The organism is Bacillus sp. KICET-1, assembly GCF_027721405.1.
Classification (GTDB): domain Bacteria; phylum Bacillota; class Bacilli; order Bacillales; family Bacillaceae; genus Bacillus; species Bacillus velezensis.
On record NZ_CP113515.1, the window covers coordinates 3985588 to 4007881 of the forward strand.

Annotated in this window: 26 protein-coding genes; 15 read left to right on the plus strand and 11 right to left on the minus strand. The window is 47.8% G+C overall.

Annotated elements, in window-relative coordinates:
- Positions 1-75: 75 nt before the first annotated feature.
- The 4 genes from OVA33_RS19985 (at position 76) to OVA33_RS20000 (ending at position 1598) form a co-directional block, all read left to right on the plus strand.
- Positions 76-291, plus strand: coding sequence for a YheE family protein (locus OVA33_RS19985; RefSeq protein ID WP_012117190.1), 216 nt, complete (start codon positions 76-78; stop codon positions 289-291).
- 224 nt (positions 292-515) lie between these two features.
- Positions 516-722, plus strand: coding sequence for an alpha/beta-type small acid-soluble spore protein (locus tag OVA33_RS19990; RefSeq protein WP_003155280.1), 207 nt, complete (start codon positions 516-518; stop codon positions 720-722).
- A gap of 101 nt (positions 723-823) precedes the next feature.
- Positions 824-949 (plus strand): hypothetical protein, encoded by a 126-nt coding sequence (locus OVA33_RS19995; RefSeq protein ID WP_003155283.1) that lies wholly within the window; start codon positions 824-826, stop codon positions 947-949.
- 28 nt (positions 950-977) lie between these two features.
- On the plus strand, positions 978-1598 hold the full coding sequence (locus tag OVA33_RS20000; protein WP_003155285.1) for an NAD(P)-dependent oxidoreductase: 621 nt from the start codon (positions 978-980) through the stop codon (positions 1596-1598).
- A gap of 40 nt (positions 1599-1638) precedes the next feature.
- On the opposite strand, the gene OVA33_RS20005 is transcribed toward OVA33_RS20000, so the two are convergent.
- A complete protein-coding gene (locus OVA33_RS20005; protein ID WP_070081573.1) occupies positions 1639-3660 on the minus strand; it encodes a multidrug resistance ABC transporter ATP-binding protein/permease BmrD in 2022 nt (673 codons plus the stop codon).
- Positions 3657-5414 (minus strand): multidrug ABC transporter ATP-binding protein BmrC, encoded by a 1758-nt coding sequence (locus OVA33_RS20010; RefSeq protein ID WP_017417363.1) that lies wholly within the window; start codon positions 5412-5414, stop codon positions 3657-3659. The genes OVA33_RS20005 and OVA33_RS20010 overlap by 4 nt, the downstream gene beginning before the upstream one ends.
- Positions 5415-5835: 421 nt before the next feature.
- Here OVA33_RS20010 and OVA33_RS20015 point away from each other — a divergent pair, with 421 nt between their 5' ends.
- A complete protein-coding gene (locus OVA33_RS20015) occupies positions 5836-6336 on the plus strand; it encodes a universal stress protein (RefSeq protein WP_128974041.1) in 501 nt (166 codons plus the stop codon).
- A 38-nt stretch (positions 6337-6374) separates the two neighbouring features.
- Here the strand turns inward: OVA33_RS20015 and OVA33_RS20020 are convergent, their stop codons facing one another.
- Positions 6375-6923, minus strand: coding sequence for a hypothetical protein (locus OVA33_RS20020; RefSeq protein ID WP_110085656.1), 549 nt, complete (start codon positions 6921-6923; stop codon positions 6375-6377).
- A gap of 108 nt (positions 6924-7031) precedes the next feature.
- Between OVA33_RS20020 and OVA33_RS20025 the strand changes: the two genes are divergently transcribed.
- A complete protein-coding gene (locus OVA33_RS20025; RefSeq protein WP_015388489.1) occupies positions 7032-7616 on the plus strand; it encodes a TetR/AcrR family transcriptional regulator in 585 nt (194 codons plus the stop codon).
- A gap of 42 nt (positions 7617-7658) precedes the next feature.
- Here the strand turns inward: OVA33_RS20025 and dat are convergent, their stop codons facing one another.
- A complete protein-coding gene (gene dat, locus OVA33_RS20030; RefSeq protein WP_017417360.1) occupies positions 7659-8510 on the minus strand; it encodes a D-amino-acid transaminase in 852 nt (283 codons plus the stop codon).
- Positions 8511-8766: 256 nt separating this feature from the next.
- Here dat and OVA33_RS20035 point away from each other — a divergent pair, with 256 nt between their 5' ends.
- The gene (locus tag OVA33_RS20035; RefSeq protein ID WP_025649537.1) at positions 8767-9615 is read left to right on the plus strand and encodes a polysaccharide deacetylase family protein; all 849 of its coding nucleotides are present in this window, start codon (positions 8767-8769) and stop codon (positions 9613-9615) included.
- Between the two features lie 32 nt (positions 9616-9647).
- Here the strand turns inward: OVA33_RS20035 and OVA33_RS20040 are convergent, their stop codons facing one another.
- From OVA33_RS20040 to OVA33_RS20050, 3 genes are all read right to left on the minus strand, one after another.
- The gene (locus tag OVA33_RS20040) at positions 9648-10379 is read right to left on the minus strand and encodes an NAD-dependent protein deacylase (RefSeq protein WP_370736586.1); all 732 of its coding nucleotides are present in this window, start codon (positions 10377-10379) and stop codon (positions 9648-9650) included.
- A 63-nt stretch (positions 10380-10442) separates the two neighbouring features.
- Entirely contained in the window at positions 10443-11558 is a 1116-nt protein-coding gene (locus tag OVA33_RS20045; protein ID WP_014417305.1) for a mechanosensitive ion channel family protein, read from the minus strand.
- A 160-nt stretch (positions 11559-11718) separates the two neighbouring features.
- Positions 11719-11823, minus strand: a complete 105-nt coding sequence (locus OVA33_RS20050) for a YhdX family protein (protein WP_003155299.1) — start codon at positions 11821-11823, stop codon at positions 11719-11721.
- 169 nt (positions 11824-11992) lie between these two features.
- On the opposite strand from OVA33_RS20050, the gene OVA33_RS20055 reads away from it, so the two are divergent.
- From OVA33_RS20055 to crcB, 3 genes are read left to right on the plus strand one after another with little or no spacing between them, the layout of a single operon-like run.
- Positions 11993-12709: a glycerophosphodiester phosphodiesterase gene (locus OVA33_RS20055; protein ID WP_063636877.1), complete on the plus strand. Its 717-nt coding sequence runs from the start codon at positions 11993-11995 to the stop codon at positions 12707-12709.
- A gap of 1 nt (position 12710) precedes the next feature.
- A complete protein-coding gene (locus OVA33_RS20060; protein ID WP_063636878.1) occupies positions 12711-13106 on the plus strand; it encodes a fluoride efflux transporter FluC in 396 nt (131 codons plus the stop codon).
- Positions 13103-13462, plus strand: coding sequence for a fluoride efflux transporter CrcB (gene crcB / locus OVA33_RS20065; RefSeq protein ID WP_017417357.1), 360 nt, complete (start codon positions 13103-13105; stop codon positions 13460-13462). The genes OVA33_RS20060 and crcB overlap by 4 nt, the downstream gene beginning before the upstream one ends.
- A gap of 13 nt (positions 13463-13475) precedes the next feature.
- On the opposite strand, the gene OVA33_RS20070 is transcribed toward crcB, so the two are convergent.
- From OVA33_RS20070 to OVA33_RS20080, 3 genes are all read right to left on the minus strand, one after another.
- A complete protein-coding gene (locus OVA33_RS20070) occupies positions 13476-14864 on the minus strand; it encodes a hemolysin family protein (protein ID WP_017417356.1) in 1389 nt (462 codons plus the stop codon).
- A 229-nt stretch (positions 14865-15093) separates the two neighbouring features.
- Positions 15094-16338, minus strand: a complete 1245-nt coding sequence (locus OVA33_RS20075; protein ID WP_063636879.1) for a beta-ketoacyl synthase N-terminal-like domain-containing protein — start codon at positions 16336-16338, stop codon at positions 15094-15096.
- A gap of 32 nt (positions 16339-16370) precedes the next feature.
- Positions 16371-17555: a pyridoxal phosphate-dependent aminotransferase gene (locus OVA33_RS20080; protein ID WP_025649535.1), complete on the minus strand. Its 1185-nt coding sequence runs from the start codon at positions 17553-17555 to the stop codon at positions 16371-16373.
- A 179-nt stretch (positions 17556-17734) separates the two neighbouring features.
- Here OVA33_RS20080 and OVA33_RS20085 point away from each other — a divergent pair, with 179 nt between their 5' ends.
- On the plus strand, positions 17735-18160 hold the full coding sequence (locus tag OVA33_RS20085) for a Cu(I)-responsive transcriptional regulator (protein WP_007409263.1): 426 nt from the start codon (positions 17735-17737) through the stop codon (positions 18158-18160).
- A 61-nt stretch (positions 18161-18221) separates the two neighbouring features.
- A complete protein-coding gene (locus OVA33_RS20090) occupies positions 18222-19556 on the plus strand; it encodes a hemolysin family protein (protein ID WP_007409264.1) in 1335 nt (444 codons plus the stop codon).
- A 45-nt stretch (positions 19557-19601) separates the two neighbouring features.
- On the opposite strand, the gene OVA33_RS20095 is transcribed toward OVA33_RS20090, so the two are convergent.
- Positions 19602-20201, minus strand: a complete 600-nt coding sequence (locus tag OVA33_RS20095; protein WP_007409265.1) for a lysophospholipid acyltransferase family protein — start codon at positions 20199-20201, stop codon at positions 19602-19604.
- 240 nt (positions 20202-20441) lie between these two features.
- Here OVA33_RS20095 and sigM point away from each other — a divergent pair, with 240 nt between their 5' ends.
- From sigM to OVA33_RS20110, 3 genes are read left to right on the plus strand one after another with little or no spacing between them, the layout of a single operon-like run.
- Positions 20442-20933, plus strand: coding sequence for an RNA polymerase sigma factor SigM (sigM, locus tag OVA33_RS20100; RefSeq protein WP_003155312.1), 492 nt, complete (start codon positions 20442-20444; stop codon positions 20931-20933).
- Positions 20923-21999, plus strand: a complete 1077-nt coding sequence (locus OVA33_RS20105; RefSeq protein WP_087920756.1) for an anti-sigma factor — start codon at positions 20923-20925, stop codon at positions 21997-21999. The genes sigM and OVA33_RS20105 overlap by 11 nt, the downstream gene beginning before the upstream one ends.
- Positions 21987-22277 carry an anti-sigma-M factor gene (locus OVA33_RS20110; protein ID WP_003155315.1) on the plus strand — a complete coding sequence of 97 codons (291 nt, stop codon included), beginning with the start codon at positions 21987-21989 and terminating at the stop codon, positions 22275-22277. Before OVA33_RS20105 ends, OVA33_RS20110 begins: the two co-directional genes overlap by 13 nt.
- The last annotated feature ends 17 nt before the right edge of the window (positions 22278-22294 follow it).

Sequence of the window (22294 nt, forward strand, 5' to 3'; positions counted from 1 at the left end):
TTTTTTTGGTTTTACCCGGGACAGGCACAGAATGATGAGCTACAATGAACAAGATCAACATTTCCTACAAGGAGCGTGAACGTCATGATTTCGCACTTCAGCTGGAAACCGTTATTCAAAAAAGAGAAACTGCCCGGATGGCGGATTTCATTTTACTGGCAGGGTACGCATTACGAAGGGATTTACCATAAGTCCGGTGACATTGAATGGGGACACACACATCCGGGAAAAGAAGAGCCGGCTCTCGTAAAAGAGCTGCATGAATTAATGCTTTATCACATATATGACTGAAAGCTAAAAGCTCAGCCGCATCAGGCTGGGCTTTTCTTTTTCCTTCCGCTATTTACCACCCGGTTTTCCGAATGAGATGCCGTTTGATTCACCATAATACGTAGTACAAAGCGGCAAACAGCATTGGGTGAAGCCGAGCTGGCAATGGTTTTCATTCCGAAAATCATCGGCTGGTGCAATTCCAGCAAACCCAACCATACTACTTAATAAAGGAGATCATACAAATGGCAAACAACAACTCTTCAAACCAACTATTAGTACCCGGCGCTGCTCAAGCAATCGACCAAATGAAATACGAAATTGCTTCTGAGTTCGGCGTAAACCTTGGCGGAGAAACAACTTCTCGTGCAAACGGTTCTGTCGGAGGAGAAATCACGAAACGTTTAGTATCTTTCGCACAGCAGAACATGGGCGGCCAAGGCGTACAATAACTCAATAAATGGCTTACAGAAGGCGCGGGATACCGCGTCTTCTTTTATGCCGTCACCCTTTTTTCCTATTCCACATACCCTAGGAAAAAAGGAGGGAAAACATGTCATTCATTGCCTCAGTCAATTGGGAGCTGTTTCAGTTCGTAAGTGTTTCTTTGGTCAATGAATATGTTGCCCACCATTTCCCGTTTATTCACAGGCATTCTTTTCCCCGCTGCTTTGAATGATATAATGAGCGGCGAGGAGGTTTTTTACATGAACATCGCTTTACTCGGAGCAACGGGAAGAGTCGGACAGGCTTTTATAAAAGAAGCGCAGAAACATGGACACATGGAGATATTCGCTCTTGTCAGATCAGCCGGAACAGTCCTTCCCATTCCTGAAAAACAGATCATAACAGGGAATGCGAGGCGGCGGGAAGATGTAAGCCGATTGATTTCCAAAGCGGACACAGTCGTGAGCTGTCTCGGCACGGACGGTGACGATACCCTTTCAGCCGCTATGACTCATATAATAGACGGCATGAAACGGCATCATGTTCAGCGTCTGATTACGATCGGCACCGCGGGTATCCTTCAATCACGGCTTATGCCTGATCAATACCGTTTTGAATCGGCAGAATCAAAACGAAAATCAACAAGAGCCGCAAAGGAACACGCCCGCGTATACGAGATGCTGCTGGCAGAGGATCTTGACTGGACGATCATCTGCCCTACCTACCTTCCTGACGGAGACGCTGCCGGAGTTTACCGGTTCGAACAGGATCGCCTTCCTGAAGACGGCGCCGAAATCACAGTCGGAGACACTGCGCATTTTCTGTACCGCGAGCTGATCAGCCCGCAGTTTGTCAGAAAACGGGTAGGACTGGCTTACTGAATGAAAAAAAGGGCGAATCTTTTTGATTCACCCTTTCCGATTACACCGCGGATTTCGCCGTTCCTTTCTGTAATTCATACATTTGATGGTACTGCCCCTTTTGCGCCATTAATTCGTCATGGCTTCCCTTTTCAATGATGCGGCCCTTTTCCAGCACGAGAATCTGGTCTGCGTGTCTGATCGTGGAAAGCCGGTGGGCGATAATAAATGTCGTGCGCCCTTCTTGAACGACTTGCAGCGCTTTTTGAATGACTGCTTCTGTTTCGGTGTCAATGTGCGCCGTCGCCTCATCCAAAATTAAAATGGCCGGATCGAACACAAGCGCTCTTGCAAAAGAAATCAGCTGACGCTGGCCTGAGGATAGTGTGCCGCCTTTTTCAGTGACGGGCTCTCTGATGCCCTTCGGCAAAGATTGCAGAAGACTTGCGGCGCCGACTTGGCGAAGCGCTTCTTCCGCCTGCTCCAAAGAAATACGCTGATCATCGAGGGTCACATTGGAGCCGATCGTTCCAGAGAAAAGATACGGATCTTGAAGCACGATCCCCATATGGGATCTCAGCTCCTGTCTTGACATGCCGTATATGCTTTTTCCGTCCAGCAGGATATCGCCTTTTTCGGCATCATAAAAACGGAACAGAAGATTCAGGATGGAGCTTTTGCCGGAACCCGTATGGCCGACGAGGGCGACCGTCTCGCCTTTTTCAGCTGTAAAGCTGATGTGTTTCAGCACCTCTTCTCCCTTACGATACCCGAAAGAAACATCGCGGAATTCCACAGTCCCTTCCGCCTTTCTGTCTGCGGGAGCGCCTGTTTCTTCCGTTTCCTCCTCCTGTAAAAGCTCAAATACTCTGGCGGCAGAGACACGGGCCAATTCAAGCTTCGAAAATTGGTTGACAATTCCCGTAACCGGCTGGAACAAACGGTTTAAATAATCAACAAATGCATATAAAACACCGATCGAAACAATTCCGGCCGCACTCAGACTCGCGCCTCCGAAATACCAGATCAGCCCGACAAACGCCAGATTGCGCAACACATTGACAAGACTGTGGGACATGAGGGAATTTAAGGACAGCATTTTGTTTTTGTAGCGAAAATGAGCTTCATTCAATTCTTCAAATTCCTTCATCGTTTCCTTCTCGCGGCGGAACGCCTGAATAATCGGCATTCCTTGAATGGACTCATTCATTTTCGCATTGATGTCACTGTTAATGGAACGGATTTTTTGGTTGAAGACGGATGCGTATTTGCGGTACACAACCGACCAGATCATTAAAATCGGAATAATCAGAAGGCAAACGGCGGCCAGCCTGACGTCAAGCATAAACAGCGCCGTAAAAATGCCGAGCATATAAACGCCGCTTGTGATAAATGTCGACAGCACCGTTACATATAAATCCCTGACCGCTTCTGTGTCATTCGTAATACGGGCCACGACTTTTCCGGCAGGCAGATTATCAAAGTAGCGGATCGGCATTTTCTGAATGTGTGAAAATACATCCTGCCTCATGCGCTGTATGATCCGGTTCGCTCCCATCTGCAGCAGATAATGCTGACCGTAATGAAAACATACGGAAAACATGAGCAGTCCGGCGTAAATGGCGGTCAACGTCAGCAATCCTTTTATTTCCGGACGGTAAAATTCAAAAATCTCCTGTCTTGATAACGTAATGGCGGGATATGACCTGCTTTCTTTACCGTTTGATATTGTCAGCCGGCCGTCAGCCACCGAACGGTTTCCGTCAAAACTGACGGGACGGTCAACAAAATAGTAGCCCGCACCGACTTGATAAATGTGCGCCTCTCCGGTTTTATCCGCCCCCGGTTTGAGCCGGTCCTCCCTGACATAATCATGCCCCCGGAACCTGACGGCGCCCGGATCGTCCGCAGAGGCTTTAACCCATGTTTTTTCAATGCCGAGAATGTGGTCATCAATCATTTTTTTTCCGATAAACGGGCCGGTCAGCTCAGTGCCGACCGCAATAATGAGCAGGACGACCGCCCATATCAGCAGCTTCTTATATTGAAGCGCGTAATTCCATAATCTTCTCCCGGTCTTCATGCGCCCGTCCCCCCTTCTTCAAGAGATGACAGCTGCTGCCTCTCATATTGTTTTCGATACCAGCCGTTCTGCTCCAATAGCTCCCGGTGCGTGCCTCTTTCAGACACCCGGCCTTCATCCATGACGAGAATGAGATCTGCGTGTTCAACTGCCGAGAGCCGGTGGGTGGTGATAATCGTTGTTTTATGCCGCCGTTTTTTACGGATGCTGTCAATGATGGCGGCTTCCGTTTTCGCGTCTACGGCAGAAAGCGAATCATCTAATATGAGAATGTCAGGATCGGTCAAAAGCGCTCTCGCAATTGAAATGCGCTGCTTTTGTCCGCCCGAGAGCGCTACGCCCTTCTCGCCGACAAGCGTCTCAAGCCCGTCGGAAAGCATGCCGATATCGTTTTCAAAATGCGCATCTTTCAGCGCGCCGCCGATTTCCTCTTCGTTTGCATCCTGCCGTCCGTAAAGCAGATTCTCCTTTACAGTCTTAGAAAATAAAATATGATCCTGCGGCACATAGCCGATCCACCCGCGGAGCTCCTCAAGCGGGATCTCCTGAATCGGAACGCCTGTAAACGTGATTGCTCCCGCCCCGGGCGGATATTCACGCAACAGCTGCTTAATGATCGTCGTCTTTCCGCTTCCCGTCTTCCCGACAATGCCGAGTGTCTGCCCTTTTTCTACGGAAAAAGATACATCGGAAACCGCCGGTCCCGCTCCGCTCGGATACGTGAAAGTCACTTGTTCAAAAACAAGACGCCCGGGCTCCTTGATGCCGGCGGGGCGCTTGGGCCCGATCACGTCAGGCTCATAGGAAAGCGTCTCATTGACACGATCCAAGGAGGCATTTCCGCGCTGCATGATATTGATTAATTCTCCGATCGCAAACATCGGCCAGATCATCATTCCGAGGTACACGTTAAACGATACCAGCTCTCCCAGCGTCAGCCGGTTTTGAAAAACGAGATAAGCGCCGTAGCCGAGACCGATGAGATAGCTGAGGCCGACGAGAAGCTTCACAGTCGGTTCAAAAAGTGAATCGATAAACGCCACCTTCATATTTTTCTCATATACATCCGCCGTCATATCACCGAACCGGCTGACATCATTTTTTTCCTGTACGAAAGCTCGGATGACCCGGACGCCAGATACCGACTCCAGCACCTTGTCATTTAATGATCCGAAAGCATCCTGCGCTTCCGTAAACCGCTCATGGATCTTTTTTCCGTACAGGCTGACCGCAGCCGCCATTATCGGCAGCGGAATAATCGCGGCAAATGTCAGCTTCCAGCTGATGAGAAGCCCCATTGTCAAAAATATCGTCAGCATATACATCGTCGAATCAACGAGCGTTAAGACCCCGAAGCCCGTCGTCATACTGACGGCCTGCAGGTCATTTGTCCCCCGCGCCATTAAATCGCCCGTTCTGTATTTCTCGTAAAACGGCGGTGACATTTGAAGAAGCCTCCCCATCAGTTTTGATCGGAGAATCTTCTCCATGACATTCGCCCCGCCGAAAAGCTGATACATCCAAAAATAAGACAGTAAATAGACGGCTGCCGTTAATGCGAGAAAAACACATATGTAAAACAGCATCCCGCTTTTCGTAAACACGCCCGCCTTCATATCGTCTATCGCGTTACCGAGAAGTTTAGGCGGAAACATCTCAATGACATTCACAATCAATAACAGAACAATCGCTGTCGTATAGCGCAGCCAATAGGCTTTAAAAAACCACGCGAGCTTTTTTAATACAGTAAACAAATACCGTCATCCCCTTTCATCAATCAGCCGCCCTCAAGCTTTTCCGGATTGTTTTTCATTGTTTTCGCTAATGCCGCCACATGCATCACACCTGTCTTTCTTTCATTTTTTTGTATAAAAAAAGACATGAAGCCTCAGCTCCATGCCTCTTATTATTATAAATAAGGTACAGACCCGCCGTTTATGCGCGACTGCCCCGTTTTTAAGCAAATGTTCAGAAAACGGAAGCTGTATGGGAGTCACGCCGGTATTCAGCTGAAGATGAGTTGACAAGCTTTAGTTTTGACATGATCCATACCTCCTTTTTCCCTATATTGTTCCTTCATCATATAAACAAATCCTTTTTTTGTCAATGCAGGTTTTACATTTCTGCCGCAAGGGTATTGTAAAACAAACCTTTTTTACTGAAAGGATGAGGCTGATGTTTCACGCAGACCGGTTGATAGCAGCTTTTGACGGAAGTGATGATAGTAAAAAAGCGCTCCAAAAAGCCATAGACCTTTCAAAAACGTTTCACGCGGATTTAACGGTCGTACATTCCCACAATGCAAAAGATACCCGGACGATTGTTGATCCCCCGAGGCCGGGAGCCGGGGCAACGTATATCGGCGGCGGGATTGCAAGCATTCCTGACCCGCTCCAGGCGGAAAGAATCTCCCCTGATCCGATGATTTATGAAGACCGTACGGAAGAAATCGTTGCGGAAGCGAGAATGCTGATGAACGACAGCCAGATTGACGGGGATATCGACATTTTAGAAGGTGATCCCGCTGATGCCATTATCGAGCATGCCGACCGTATATCGGCGGATTTGATCGTCATGGGGAGCCGGGACCAGAACAGGCTGAAAAAACTTTTATTCGGAAGCGTCAGTGAAAAACTGTCATCGAAATCCGATATTCCCGTGCTGATCGTAAAATAATTCTTTCTGTAAAGCAGCTTAATCAAAAGCTGCTTTTTTTACAGCTCCCGGCTGTTTCTTCTTTTTTTCGGCATCACAAAAAAACTCGCCATGATCAAAAAATCGATGCACAATACGACAGACCAGCCCTTTAACAGTACGCTGAGCGCTTCGGTGCGGGAAGCGTCCTGAATGAGAAATACCGTTCCGGCTAAAAGAACGCCGCCGATGACAAACGCTAATACATGTCTCCCCCACCCTTTTGCATAATGTTTGGCATAATCCAGCCCGTACCGCTTGACCGGTTTTGCCCCTTCCTTGACCACATAATAGCGGAACCGCTCATCCGCCCATTGAATCATGCTTTTCCCGAAGGCGACAGACACTCCGATATAAATGGCCGCCACCGCATGCGCCATAGTCGCCGCCGCCCCTCTGTATAAATCAGCTGCGGCCGCCAGAAACAGTACGGCATCCAATATAGGAATGAGAGCGAAAAAAAACATTCCGAGCTTTTGCCGCCTGAATATATAGCGCGCCGCCAATCCGAAGATGACAGCCGCCCAAAAAGCAGCCTCACAAATGACAATCCAAGCAATCGCGTTCAATCCGGTTCCCCCTTATCGTTTTCTAAAATGCATTGTATCACTGCTTTTTATTTAGTACAACTGTATTACAAAATTGCAAGAAAAAATATTTCCTGTTACACTGGAACCATGCCTAAAATAATCGATCATGAAAAAAGAAGAAAACAAATAGCCGAAGCCACTTGGCGGACGATTTTGGAGCGGGGAATGGAAGGAGCGACAGTGAGAAACATCGCCCAAGAAGCGGGTCTTTCTTTAGGCGCGCTGAGGCACTATTTCACCACCCAGGATGAGCTTTTAGGGTATGCGATGACACTCGTAAAAGAAAAAGCGGCCGCCAGAATTAACGAAGTTGCCATGAAAGATCTGCCGCCGAAAGAAAAAGCGGTGCGTCTGATGCTTGAAATTATCCCGACAGACGAAGAAACGATGGCTGAAATGGAGGTATGGTTCGCTTTCACAGCTTATGCCAGACATAAGGGAGAAGAGTTTCAACCCCAGCAGGACGGGATCTTGGCATATATCCGCGGCCTGATTGACTGGCTGGATGAAAATAAGCTTCTGAAACCAAATCTTGATAAAGAAACCGAAGCGGAGAAAATGTACGCTATCGCCGACGGGTTGGCGCTGCATGCCATGCTTGAACCTGATCGTCTTTCAAAAGAGAAGATCTCCCGTGTGCTCGTTCAGCATATCGAATCTCTTTTTATCTGACTGAAGCAAAAAGGCCGGATGTGTTCCGGCCTTTTTTTCAGCTTATGACTGAACGCCGACCTCCTGCTGAATGTGCGACTGAAATGCCTCCTGAATCGTTTTGGCTACAGGTCCCGGCGATCCGCTTCCGACCGGTTTTCCGTCAAGGGTTACGATCGGGATTAATTCAGACGTCGTTGACGAGATGAAAATTTCATCCGCATCTCTGAGTTCGTCTTCGGTAAGAGCCTTCTCCCGCACCTCAATCCCGTTTTCTTTCATCAGCTCTAACAGTTTCATCCGCGTAATGCCGTTTAAAATCAGCTCATTTGCAGGATGCGTCCGGACGGTGCCGTTTATGACGGCGTATACATTGGATGAGGTTCCTTCCGTGACCGCTCCGTCCCTTATCAGCACCGCTTCATAAGCGCCTGCTTCATAGGCTTTTTGTTTTACCATCACATTATACAGTAAATTCAGACTCTTAATGTCACACCTCAGCCAGCGTTTGTCTTCCGCCGTGATGGCCTGCGCTCCGGCTTTTTGTTCATTTTCCGGTTTTTTCACTGAAAAGGTGTATGCCGTCGTCTGCGGTTCCAATCCTTCGTCATACTGGTGCTTCCGCGGCGCCTTCCCTCTCGTCGTCTGTATATAGACCCCGCCGTCAATGAGTTTGTTTTCCTGTACGAGCTTTTGCAGATCCCATTCTATGTCCTCTGCGGAGAACGGCAGGGTGATGCCGATTTCTGCGGCGCTTCTGAAAAGACGGACGATATGCTCACGCAGACCGAATAAGGCGCCGTTATACACTCTGATGACCTCATACACACCGTCACCGAATTGATATCCGCGGTCCTCAATATCAACTGCCGCTTCTTCACGATCAATCAACTGGCCGTTTACTAATGTCTTCATGTAAACCCTCCTAATCGTTATCTGCCGTGATGTACATTCTCAGCTGTTATTGTCAACTATTCTATCATACTGAACGAGCCGGCTGCGGAGTTTATTTTTTTCTTAAAATCTTATTATTCGACATCTTTTCTATGTCTTTTCCAGTTTTGTTCCTGTATACTTGATTCGACATACATATGCTGTTAACTTATGGCACTTCGCAAGCCTCCGCTGTTATCGGCATTATGCAGAAACTTATGCTACTGGAGAGATTGTTATGCGCAACACAAAAGAAGGTGCTTCCCCTTCTCTGTTTTCATTGGCTTTTAAACTTACGAGTTTAGCAGTTTTGTGCGGACTGCTTCTGGTAATCGTCATAATGGGATATTCCGCTTCCGCCGCAAAAAACAAACAGGTCACCGTGACCGCAAACGGGCAGCTTCGGGATGAAGCAGAAAGCCTGCGGCTGAAAAATGATTCTCCCGACGTCTTAATGAAACATTTGCAGAAAGAGCGTGACCCAGGGAAAAAAACGGTATATTTAACCTTCGACGACGGGCCGTCTCCATATACTGAACAGCTGTTGAATGTATTGAAGGCAAATGGCGCAAAGGCCACTTTTTTTATGCTTGAACCGCGGATGAAAGCCTATAAGCATTCCGTGCAAAGAGCGAAGCAGGAAGGAATCGCGCTCGGCCTGCACGGCGTGACGCACGATAATCACCTGTTTTATCAAACACCGACATCACCGCTGAACGAAATGCAGCAGGGACGCGATACGCTCGAGGCAATCACCGGAGTAAAAACGGATCTTGTCCGCACGCCTTACGGCAGTAAACCGTCATTGACGGATGCCCAGATTAAGAATCTCGAAAAAGGCGGATTCGTGTACTGGGACTGGACGATAGACAGTGAAGACTGGAAGTACAAAAACGCACGGTACGTGCCGGAAGTATTGAATCAGCTCGCATATTTGGAAAGCGTTCATACGAGCAGGCCGCATGTCATTTTAATGCACGATCTGCCTGCGACGGTGCACGCTTTGCCTAGCCTGATCCAAAAACTGAAAGCCCAGGGCTACTCCTTTGATGTTCTGACGGATCAAATGATTCCCGTCCATGAATAAGAAAAGCCGGATCTGTATATGATCCGGCTTTTTTATGTCGCGGGGCTGATCCGTTTTGCAAATTCACCGATCTTCTCATGGATGACAAGATCAAATAAATAGTCGCAATATGTCGGCTCAAGGTTAATGATCACCTGCTTCAAACCGGGAATCCGGCCCGCATCCTCAGGGACAAACCTTGCCGGCGCCACTTCAAGCGAAGTGCCGATCACAAGAAGAAGATCAGCTTTATCAAGCTTTTCATAAAGGGTTTCAAAATGCTGAACGAGATCGCCGAACAGCACGACATCCGTTTTTAATACGGTGCCGCATACCGTATGATCACCGATTTCCGCCGTACATTCCGGCACCTCATCCTTCAGCAGATGAGAAAGCCCGTAGCGCGCTCCGCAGCGGGGGCATGCGGCGGTCTGAATTGAACCGTGAAGCTCATAGACACTGCTGCTTCCCGCTTTCTTATGCAGCCCGTCAATATTCTGCGTGAAAATGTCTACCTGCTTTCCCCGCTTTTCAAGATCCGCCAAATACGTATGGCCGGCATTCGGCTCATAGCTTCCGCTCATTTTCATCTGAAAGAGCTGTTTGAATTTAGGCCAGAATTCACGCGGACGGCGTTCAAAGTATTCCCTGCTCATCGCTTCCATTCTGGAGGTGTCTTCGGTCCATATACCGCCCGCCGAACGAAAATCAGGAATGCCGGATTCCGTGCTCATTCCCGCTCCCGTCAGCACCACGATACGTTCCGCCTGATTGATCAATGTCATAAATGCTTCCACTCTTCCACCACCTTTTCTTTTTATCATATCATGAAAAAAGAACGGCGCCTGTTATGCCCGTTCTTTTTCTCCGGAATGATCCTTCACATGAACCGGATCATCGTGGCTCTTCTGTTTTACGAATACATTCTGGCCCGGATAGGCGAACTCCACGCCTTCCTCAGCAAAAATATCAATAATCCGGCGGTTGATATCCTGCCGCACGTCCAAGCTTTCCGCCCAGACGATGGTCTTTGTGTAAAAGTTGAAAAACAGATTATAATAGCTGTCCGCAAACACGTCAAAGTTAACCATAATCGTATCATCATGCACGCCTTCATGTTCACGAAGCATTTCTCTGAGCCTTGTGATGCACCGCTCTAAACGATCAATCGGCGTCGCATAAGAAACACGAACAGAAAACGTGACCTGGCGCTTCGTCATCCTCGTCCAGTTTGTGATGGCTTCCATGGACAGCGTTGAATTGGGCACAGTAACAAGCGCCCCCTGCGCCGTGCGGAACCTTGTGCTTCGGAATGTGATATCTTCAACGCCCCCCGTTACAGATGACGTCTCGACCCAGTCGCCGATCGTAAACGGCTTTTCCGTAATGATGATAATGCCGCCGAAAAAATTGCTGATCGTATCTTTAGCCGCGAGCGCAAAGGCCAATCCGCCAAGTCCGAGTCCGGCCACGAACCCGTTTACATCATAATTGAATTCCTGCGCGATCACACTGACGCTGAGCGCCAGAATGACAAAGCGCAGCACCTTGGATAAAAACGGCGCCAAAATGTCATCCATATCAAGCTCAAAACGCTGATTGACTTTATGAAATAAAAACGAAGACGCCGATGTCAGATTGCAAAGCCCCCAGGCGATCAGCGCAACGATCAGAGAGCGGTACAATTTTTTGACAATGTCCATCTGCCCGTCTAAAAACGGCGAATACTCAATCGCCAAAAACAGACCCAGCGCCACGAAAAACCATCTGGCCGGCTTGTCAAACGCTACGGCAATCTGTTTGAATATGTCGGTTTTCGGCTTGTTCGCCAATTTGTAAACGAGCTGAAAAAAGTATTTGACAAACAGTTTTCTCAAAACGAGAAAAGCCGCTAAAATTCCGATGCTGATACTGATCTGCGAAATATGGTCAAGCGTAAAAAAGCTCTGAAATTGTGTCATCATGGCATGCTCCTTTGTCTTGTCGAAAATCTATTATACTAAAACATTCGGACATCAGCTTCTTTTAATGTCTTTAGGCAGCCTGAAAAACCCCGGCATCAGAGCACAGCCGGGGTTTTCACACATTCGTTCATCTTTCAGCCAGATACAACAGGGTCAGGCACTATTTCTTCTTTGATTGTGTCTGTTTCAGGAGAGTCGCTTTTTGGATTTCGGCATCGGTTTCGGCCTTAATTCTTTCTTCCACTTTCAATCTCCCTTTTCCCATGATCTCGCCTCCTTTTTGCCATTATAAATCATCACTGCGGATTGTAAACCGAAAAAAGCACTATCTTTATTCCAAAAAAATACTGTTTTGCACATTCACCAGTTTGAATCGCTGTGCATATACGAATCTGATATAATAACAGAAATGCCCATGAGGGGAGCTGACAAGCTTGTATACCATCGCTCATCGCGGCGCATCCGGTTACGCGCCCGAAAATACATTTGCGGCATTTGATATCGCTGCCGAAATGAACGCTGATTTCATTGAGCTTGACGTCCAGCTCACAAAAGACGGCCAGATTGTCGTCATCCATGATGACAAAGTCGACCGGACGACGGACGGCTCCGGTTTTGTAAAAGATTTTACGCTGAAGAAGCTGCAGTCTCTGGACGCCGGCAGCTGGTATGGGGCTGAGTTTAAAGGAGAGCGGATTCCCCTGCTCGAAGAGGTCTTGAAGCGTTATCATTCTAAAATCGGATTTTTAATTGAACTGAAAGGGCACGTTTCTCAAGTCGGTCTTGAAAAAGCAGTCGGCCAGCTGTTAAGCAGGTTTTCCTTTTCCATCCACCCTATCGTTCAATCATTCAGCCTCAAGTCGATTCAGACCTTTCACGGCATGTATCCGTCCGTTCCGACTGCAATTATTGCAAGACCCAGCTTCGGGATGTTTTCCAAAAGCCAGCTGGCCGCCTACAAATCAGCCGTACATTATGTCAATATTAAATATACCCGCCTGAATCGGTTCTTGATTTCCACCGCTCACAGACACGGCCTGAAAGTATTTGCCTGGACGGTCAGAAATCAAAAGACGGCCCAAAAGCTGCAAATGATGGCAGTTGACGGCATTGTAACTGATTTTCCGGATTTTATTTCTAAGGATGGCTGATATGAAACAATACATCGCAATTTTTATCGGAGGCGCGCTTGGCGCTTTGCTCCGCTTTGAAATGAGCGCGCACATTCACAGCGGTTCTTTCCCGGCGGCCACTTTCCTCGAAAACGCGGCGGGAAGCCTTTTACTCGGTCTTATTACGGGTTATTTCATCATTCGGGCTAAACGCCCTCTTTTGACCGCCTTTTTAGGAACCGGTTTTTGCGGAGGTTTCACGACGATGTCAACCTTCGCAAAAGAAACCATTTTTCTGCTGCAATCGTCTCCCGCAGCGGCTTTTTGTTATGCTGCCGCGACTTTAATCTCTGGCATTGCCCTTGCATACGCGGGCATTTTCTGGGGACGGCGGATTGCCCTTCACTCTGCGGGAAGGGGGCATGATACGCCATGACGATTGTCCTGATGCTTATCGCAGCGGGTATCGGAGCGGTATTACGGTCTCTGCTGGGTAAAGCAATTTCAGAAAGAACAAAAGGTTTTCCGATTCCGCTTGGAATGGCTGCGGTCAACCTGCTCGGCTCCTTCGGCCTCGGCATGTTCACCGGCCTGGGCCTGGATAATCCTTCTGCCGGCATCATCATCGCGACGGGCTTTTTCGGTGCGTTTACGACCTTTTCCACGTTTAGTATTGAAGCCGTGCAGCTGATGATGAACAACCGCATAAAGGAAAGCCTGCTCTACATCGCTGTTTCAGCAGCCGGAAGCCTTTTGGCGTTCTGGTGCGGCTTTGTTATGATATCCATTTAAAAAAACCTTGAGCTTATTTTTCGCTCAAGGTTGCGTTATGAAGCATGACCGTTTCAGGCACGGGCAGCTGGCGGTTTATTGTTCCCTGACCGCCCGGGCGGCCCTGTTCTTCTTTGAGTTCAAGCTGTTTAATAAACCGGCCGTCCATTTCTAATATGAGGGCAGTGTATCCCCCGATTTGTATCGACTCACCCGCACAGATGTCAATATTCCGTTTCAGCACAAGACCGCCGATCGTGTCGACTTCCTCTTCAATCCCTGCGCCGAGAAGATGATTCACCTGATCAATCCGAACCTTTCCGTCCAGCACATAATGGCGTTCGGACAGCTTTTGAATCTGCGGCTGTTCGTCTTCATCAAATTCGTCTCTGATATCGCCGACGATTTCTTCAAGGATGTCTTCGGTCGTCACAAGACCGGACGTTCCGCCGTATTCATCAGACAATATCGCCAAATGAATCCGTTCTCTCTGCATTTTTATCAGCAGGTCGTGTATCGGGATCGTCTCGATGACTTCAATCACCGGGCGGACGTAAGACGTGATGGATACTTCCTCTTTTTCATCTTCTGTCATAAACAGCAGATCTGAAAAGAGATGCTTCGTATTGATCATGCCGATGACACTGTCTTTGTCCCCGTCCGTTACGGGCCAGCGCGTATATTTGTCTTTCAGCATCATATCAAGCATTTCCGGCACGTCCATATCAGTGGAAACAGCCGCGATTTCTTTTCTCGGGATCATGATTTCCTTGGCGATCCGATTATCAAAATCAAAAATTTTATTCACAAATGTATATTCAGACGGATTGATTTCTCCGTTTTTTAAACTTTCTGACAGCAGGATCCGCAGCTCTTCTTCAGAGTGGGAGCCTTCATGCTCAGATGCCGGCTTTAATCCGGCCAAACCGGTCAGAATTCTCGCGGAGCCGTTCAGCACCCAAATAAACGGGAACATGAACACGTAAAATAACCGAAGCGGTCCGGCGATCCATAACGTCAGCTTTTCCGCTTTTTGAATCGCAACCGTTTTAGGCGCAAGCTCACCGACGACGACATGTAAAAACGTAATCAGCCCGTACGCCGCAGCAAAAGCAGTCACATGCTCGGCTGAATCCGGCAGCCCCATGCCCTGAAACACAGGATGAAGCATCCGCTCAAATGCAGGCTCTCCCAGTACGCCGAGCCCGATGGATGTGAGTGTAATGCCAAGCTGCGAGGCGGATAAATACTCATCAAGATCCGTAATGATACGCTTTGCGAGCACCGCCCGTCTGTTCCCTTCTGAGATGAGCTGATCGATTCTGGATCTCCTCACTCTGACGATCGCAAATTCACTCGCCACGAAAAACGCCGTTAACGCAATGAGCACACCGATTAAAATCAAACTGTCAATATCGTCCATTTCACCTTATCCCGAATTGAAGGATAAGGACGTCACCTCCTGATTTCATCGTTTTTTCTTAAGCGAGAGGAACGAAATGGGTGATTGACTACACAGAGGGCCCCATCCTGCCACCTCCTAAGTCAAAGCATGATTGTCATTTGTATAGTTTATTGTATCACAACTCCATTCTTTCATCATTTTCAGATTTTTCATCATATAAAAACAGCCTTCAAAAAGAAGGCTGCCGTTATCTGCTTCGGAAATGATTTTCTAAACAAAGCGCCGTATTAATCCCTCCGAATCCCATGCTTAAGCTTAACGCATGGTGTACGGTATGGGCGCTCGGCCCGTCGGTCACCCACTGAAATGAATCGTCAATCGGCTCCGTTAAGTTTCGGATCGGATGAAGCTTGTTTTCCCGCATTTGCAAGAGAGCAGCAATGATTTCCACCGTTCCGGCCGCACTCAGACCGTGTCCGGTAATCGATTTTGTCGCATTAATCCGCGCGTGCGACAGGCCGCTTTCAGAAAGCGCCCGGCATTCAGTCTTATCACCGATCGGCGAACCGGTGCCGTGCGGGTTGATGTAATCGATCTCTTTTGCTGAAAGACCGGCCCGCTCCAGCGCCTGGCGGATCACCGTCATTTCGCCCTCTGCTGAAGGATTCGGGTTGCGGTTTGCATCGGAAGCCATCCCCCAGCCCTTTAAGCCGGCCCACGAACGCGCGCCCCTCTCTTCGGCAGATTCAGCGCGTTCCAGCACAATCGCCCCGCACGCCTCTCCGAATATAAACCCGTCCGTATGCCGGTCAAACGGGCGGCAGGCGGCTTCAGGCCGTTCAGCGTATGTATCAGTGCCCATCGCTCCCAAAGAACGGAGAGCATGACACTCCATGTACGACAGATCGGCCAGCGCCCCGATCACGATGCATCGGTCAAACAGGCCTCCTTTGATTCCTTGAGCAGCCTGAATAACCGCCGCCTGGCCGCTTGCCGACGCGCCGCCGACCGTAAAGGCCGGCCCTTTTATCCCGAATTGCTCCGTACAAAGCCCCGACAAATCACTATCCATAAAAGAAAGCCCGTATGTCGGATTTACAAATTGCGGCGTTTCACCGTTTTTCTCAAAGGCCTGCAGCAATTCGCGCTGCGTCATATTCGAGCCGCCGATGATCAGACCGGTGCGGCTGTGGTCAGCGCCGTCTAATTGAGCGTCATGCCACGCTTCATATAAAGCGATAAGCGCCGTCTTTCCTGATAATGCGGCCCTTCGGTACAAGCGCTTGGACAGCGCGTCCGGCGGCGTTAATTCGCTAAGCTCCGCGCCGATAAACGAACTGCCTTTCTGCCGGCCGGGGCGTTTCATCACATCAAAGGCGTGCCGCCCCTCCATGAGCGCAGCGAGAAACGCCTCCTTGCCTTGTCCGACCGCGGTTAAGACTCCGATTCCTGTAATGCTGATGTCTGATGTGCCATTATTTCTCCTCGACATGTGTCCGTTCTCCCATCTTTATATATTGGAAGCTATGAAGAAAAATCTTGATACAGTGCTTTGAAAATATCGCGCGAATATCTGATCTGTTCCGAAGGCACGCTGAAAGATAATCGGAAATAGCCGCTTTTTCCAAATCCGCTGCCGGGTACGATCAATAGTTTGTATTTCTGTGCGGCATGCATGCAGAACGCCACCTCGTCTTCAATCGGTGATTTCGGAAAGACGAAAAAGCCTCCTTTCGGCATTTCAAATTCGAAGCCGGCTTCTGTGAGGATGTCCACCATAAGGTCTCTCCGCTTTCTGTAAGGTTCAGCGTCAATCGAAAGATCATCCATTTTCGCCACGGCGCGCTGCATCATGACCGGAGCGTTCACAAAGCCGAGCGTCCGGTTGCAGAAAACGAATGCATCCGTCAGAAGATCGCCCTCAGGCATTTGGGCGTCCGCCGCGATATACCCGAGCCTTTCCCCCGCAATGCCGAGATCTTTACTGAACGAACTGACTAAAATCACGCGGTGATACGCCTGAAACGGATTCGCCTGCTCTTCTCCGTAGATCAGCTGGCTGTACGGTTCATCAAATAAAATAAATATGCTTTGGCCGTTCCGCTCTTCGGCTTCTTTTAATAAGGCGCCTAATTCGTTAAGGTTTTTCTGGCTGAGCACAGTCCCCGTCGGATTATGCGGCGTATTAACGATCAGTCCTTTCGTACGGGGGGTGATCGCACCTTTAACCGCTTCAATATCAATCTCAAATGAGTCAGTCAGCGGGCAGATGACGGGTCTGCCGCGGTAATTTTCAACATACGCTTTATATTCCGCAAAATAAGGCGAAAGAAGGATGACTTCTTCCTCCGGGTTTAAAATGCTCTTCAGCGCGACATTCAGCGCCCCTCCGGCTCCGACCGTCATGACTGTATGCCTGGCGGAAATTTCTGTCTGAAACCGCTCTGACAAAAAGCGTGCAACCTTTTCTCTCGCCTCCGGAAGCCCCTGGTTTTGTATGTATCCGTGCCGCCCTGTTTCAGCCGCTTCGCAAAGCGCCTTTTTAAACGTTTCAGGCGGCTCCGCAACCGGATTTCCTATTGAAAAGTCAAACACCTTATCGGCGCCGAACTCTTTTTTCAGCCGCGCGCCTTCATCAAACAGTTTGCGTATCCATGAACCTTTCTCCAGATTCTGTGTCACTTCCCGTGATAAACCGGCCACTGTCATCTGTCCCTTCTGTCTTTTTCTTCCGTTTCTATTTACAATGATTATGAAAGATTTACCTGGCGCAGTCAACGCTTTTTCAGACAGCCCGCCGCGCCGTTTCAGGAGAAAGACGGAAAACAATAAACTTGTGCAAACTCCCCTTCATATATTAAACTATTCTCATAACTATAACGTGATGGTTGGGGAGGGATTTAGATGGGGCTGAGACTTATCGCATCAGTGAATTAGCAGAGCTTGCCGGTGTAACGAAACGCACGGTGGATTACTACACAAACCTCGGGCTTTTAAAGCCTGACAGGTCTTGTTCGAACTATCGTTACTACGATACACTTGCACTTAATCGGTTAAAGTTTATAGTCGCTTGTAAAAAGCAGCGATTGGCCCTGTCTGATATAAAAGATCGACTGGAGAACCAGTTTCCCTCTTCAGCCCTGCCTGACGATATTGGAAATCTGGCATCGGAAATTGATCACATGAATCAAAACATCTCCGTGATCTTGAATCGGTTTGAAAAGCTTGAACCAGAGGAGCGCGCCCAGCTGAAAAAAAGGCTGGCTCCAGAAAAGCTTGCAGTGCTTCAATCATTTATGCTGCTGTTAAGTTAAACCATTATCTTACTAACAGGAGGTGTTACCTTCATCTTCCCAAAAGGAGTGAAGGTTCTAATTGGACATTGTGAATTTGATTTTAGTCGCGGTTTTAATCGCGCTGACGGCATTTTTCGTAGCATCTGAGTTTGCGATAATCAGAATCAGAGGCTCACGGGTTGACCAGCTTATAGCAGAAGGAAATAAAGCCGCAATCGGTGTCAAAAAAGTGACCACGCATTTAGATGAGTATTTATCGGCGTGCCAGCTCGGCATAACATTGACTTCCATCGGTCTTGGTGTCTTAGGCGAATCAACGATTGAACGCTTGCTTCATCCGCTTTTCACAAAGATAAACGTACCAAGCTCATTATCGCATATTATTTCATTTATTCTCGCCTATGCGATCATTACATTCTTACACGTGGTCGTGGGAGAATTGGCGCCGAAAACAGTCGCCATCCAGAAAGCGGAAGCCGTTTCAATGCTGTTTTCGAAACCGCTCATTTGGTTTTACCGCATCATGTTCCCGTTTATCTGGCTTCTGAACAACTCCGCCCGTCTTTTAACGAAGGCGTTCGGTCTGGAGACGGTGTCTGAAAATGAGCTTGCCCACTCTGAAGAAGAGCTGCGCATTATTTTATCGGAAAGCTATAAAAGCGGTGAAATCAACCAGTCTGAATTTAAATATGTGAACAAAATCTTTGAATTTGACGACAGACTTGCAAAAGAAATCATGATTCCGCGTACGGAAATCGTCAGTCTGCCGCATGATATCAAAATCTCTGAAATGATGGACATCATTCAGATTGAAAAATATACCCGGTACCCTGTCGAAGAGGGTGACAAAGATAATATTATCGGCGTTATTAACATTAAAGAAGTGCTGACCGCCTGCATCAGCGGCGAAGTATCAGTCGACTCGCCGATTACGGATTTTGTCAATCCGATCATCCATGTGATTGAGTCGGCACCGATTCACGATCTGCTTGTAAAAATGCAGAAGGAACGGGTTCATATGGCGATTCTGTCGGATGAATACGGCGGAACCGCGGGGCTTGTCACCGTTGAAGACATTATTGAAGAAATCGTCGGGGAAATCCGTGATGAATTTGATATCGATGAAATCAATGAAATCCGCAAACTCGGCGACGGCCATTACATGCTTGACGGCAAGGTCCTGATTGATCAAGTGAACGAACTCCTCGGCATCCATTTAGAAAATGACGAGGTCGACACCATCGGCGGCTGGTTCCTTACCCAGAAATACGACGTCGAACAATACGACTCGATTATCGAAGAAGGCTGCGAATTTATCATTAATGAAATTGACGGCCACCACGTCGCATATATCGAAGTGAAAAAACTGGCGTTTGATGAACTGCTGGAAACCGCCGAACAAAAAGAAGCATAACAAAAAAGCTTGCGCGTCTGATACAGACGGCAAGCTTTTTTTCATTTACAGTTGTTCAAGTTTTTTCTCAAGCTCTTTAATTCTGGCATTCAGCTCTTCTGTCATGGCCGCAAGCCTCTCCTTCGGCGCAAGATCGGAAAAGTCCTCCAAAAAAATCGGCTCGCCGATGATAAGCCGCATTTTTCCCTTTTTAAACAGCGCTTTTCCCGTAGACGGCCCTTTATATGCGGCCGGAACGAGCGGCGCTTTCCCCATTTGGGCGATGGTCACGGCCCCTCTTTTCAGCGGGACGTCTTCAGAAGTTCTCGTGCCGCTCGGAAAAATCCCGACAATCTTTCCTTCCTTCAGAAGCTTAATCGGCGTTTTAATGCTGCTCGGGCCCGGATTTTCACGGTCAACCGGGAACGCGTGAATCTTCTTCAAAAAACGTCCGATCCACTTTTTCTGAAACAGCTCTTTTTTCGCCATATAATGAATCTGATGGGGCAATATCCCGACACCGAGCGTGAGGACGTCCACCCAGCCCGCATGCGTGCACGCGATAACGAATCCTTTATCAGACGGAAGATTCTCTTTATTGTACACTTTCACTCCTCCGCGCAGGGATAGAATGCATTTGATGGCATTTGCACAAAACTTATACATAACGCACTTCCTTTGTTGTAATGATCAAAAGTGTTCTCTCTCTCTATTATAACAATATTTTTTATTACCTGGTACTAATAATTATATTTTTCCTCCGCCGATCTCTATCTTTTATGACGGATTTTGGGTACTATAGAGAAATGGTGTTTGATGAGGTGAAAATGAATTTAAGCCGTTTGCATGGAACGTGCAACTTTAAACCTTTCTTATGCGTGTATAACATAGAGGGGAGAAAAGGCAGTGACGATCGATGAAATTTACCAAATGTATATGAATGATGTTTACCGGTTCCTGCTCTCCATGACAAAAGACAAGCATCTCGCTGAAGATTTGCTGCAGGAAACCTTTATGAGGGCATACATACACATTCACTCCTACGACCACAGCAAAGTAAAGCCATGGCTTTTTCAAGTGGCGAGAAATGCGTTTATAGATTATGTCAGAAAACATAAAAAGGAAGTGACCATTTCCGATGACTTAATTGGGAGCCTTTTTCAGACGGCTGTTCAAAGCCCGGCTCATCAGATTGAAATCAAGGAAGTGCTGACAGGGTATATGTCCGAACTTCCCGACAATTATCGGGAGGCCTTAACACTGTATTATTTAAAAGAACTGAATTACAAAGAAGCATCCCATATTATGAATATTTCAGAGGCTAATTTTAAAAGTGTTTTATTTCGTGCCAGACAGCGGCTGAAAGCACTTTATAATAGAGGTGTTAATGATGAATGAAGAATTTAAAAAGCGTTTTTACCAATACAAAAATGGAGAAATGAGCGACCGGGAAATGGCCGCCTTTGAAGAAGAGCTGGAAAAGCTGGAAGTCTATCAGGAATTGATTGAAAGCGAAATGCAGGACGATCGGGAATGGGACGTCGGCATCAGCCCGGAAAAACAGAAGGCCATTTTATCATACGGAAAACGCAAATCGTATTTGCGGATTTCAGTTCTCGCCGTCATCTCCACTTTGATGATTTTGCCGCTTTGCACTTTGGGAAGCTACCTCTATTACGGTCTGGGAGGAAAGGAAAGCACCGGCAATCAATTAATGGAGACCGCGGCAGTGACGGTGGCGACCACAATGCCGAACGTCCTCGTCGATACCTCCGGACTGAAAAGCCAGGTGAAGCTGTTTGGAATGAATACGGAATTTCCGCTGCAAAAGCAGATCGGCACAAAAACGAAATCCGTCGGCGGAGAACGGATTGAAATGTTTTTAGATACGGTCAAATCGCCTGCCGTTAACTACTATGATCTAGACGCGGCACAGGCAAAGCATTATTTCGCCCATCCTTCCGGCTTAAAGGAACGCACGATTGAAAAAGCCGGTCAGACATTAAAAAAATTGCCTGAAGGAAGCGTGGCGGAGGTCTATCTTTCTTATGACCGGGCCTACCCTTCTTCTCAAGTATATTCAACTTTTAAAAAATACGATGTGAAGTTTTTATGGAATGCGGTCGAAACGGAGAAAAATCTGAAAGACAGTCCTTATGCCGAGCCGTTAGGATTTCCCGGGAAAGATTCTAAGATGGTGTCCTCTTTCGAAACGCAAGGACAGACAGACCGTGAACAATTTATCAATGCCCTTGAATTTATGTCCCGCCATAAAAAATGGGCGCATGCAATATCGAAACGCAAAGACATGAATCTGGGCAGCCGAATCGACTATGTTGAACATCACGGAATGAACGTATACGGCTCTGTCGTGACGGGGCCGACAAAAGAAATCGAACGTCTGCTGAAAAACAAAACAGTAAAAGCAGCAAACATCGGTGAGGTGGAATTATGGAATTGGTAAGAATTTTTAAAGAGCATAATGTTTTCGGCTGGATATCAGTCGGTACCGCGATTTTGTCGCTGCTGCTTTTGAACGTGGCAATCATCAGCAATGTGACTTTCTATTCTTATCAGATGCTGCCGTTTGCGATGGCCGCCGTGCCGTTCGGCATCATTGAGCTGTTTATTAAAAAAGGACGGACGGGCCCGGGACTGCTCGGTGTCATTCTCAATCTGTTCGTCATTGTCTGTGTATATACGATCGTTGCGGTTGATACGAATCTGCAATTCGGTTTTTAAACATAAAAACAGGCCCT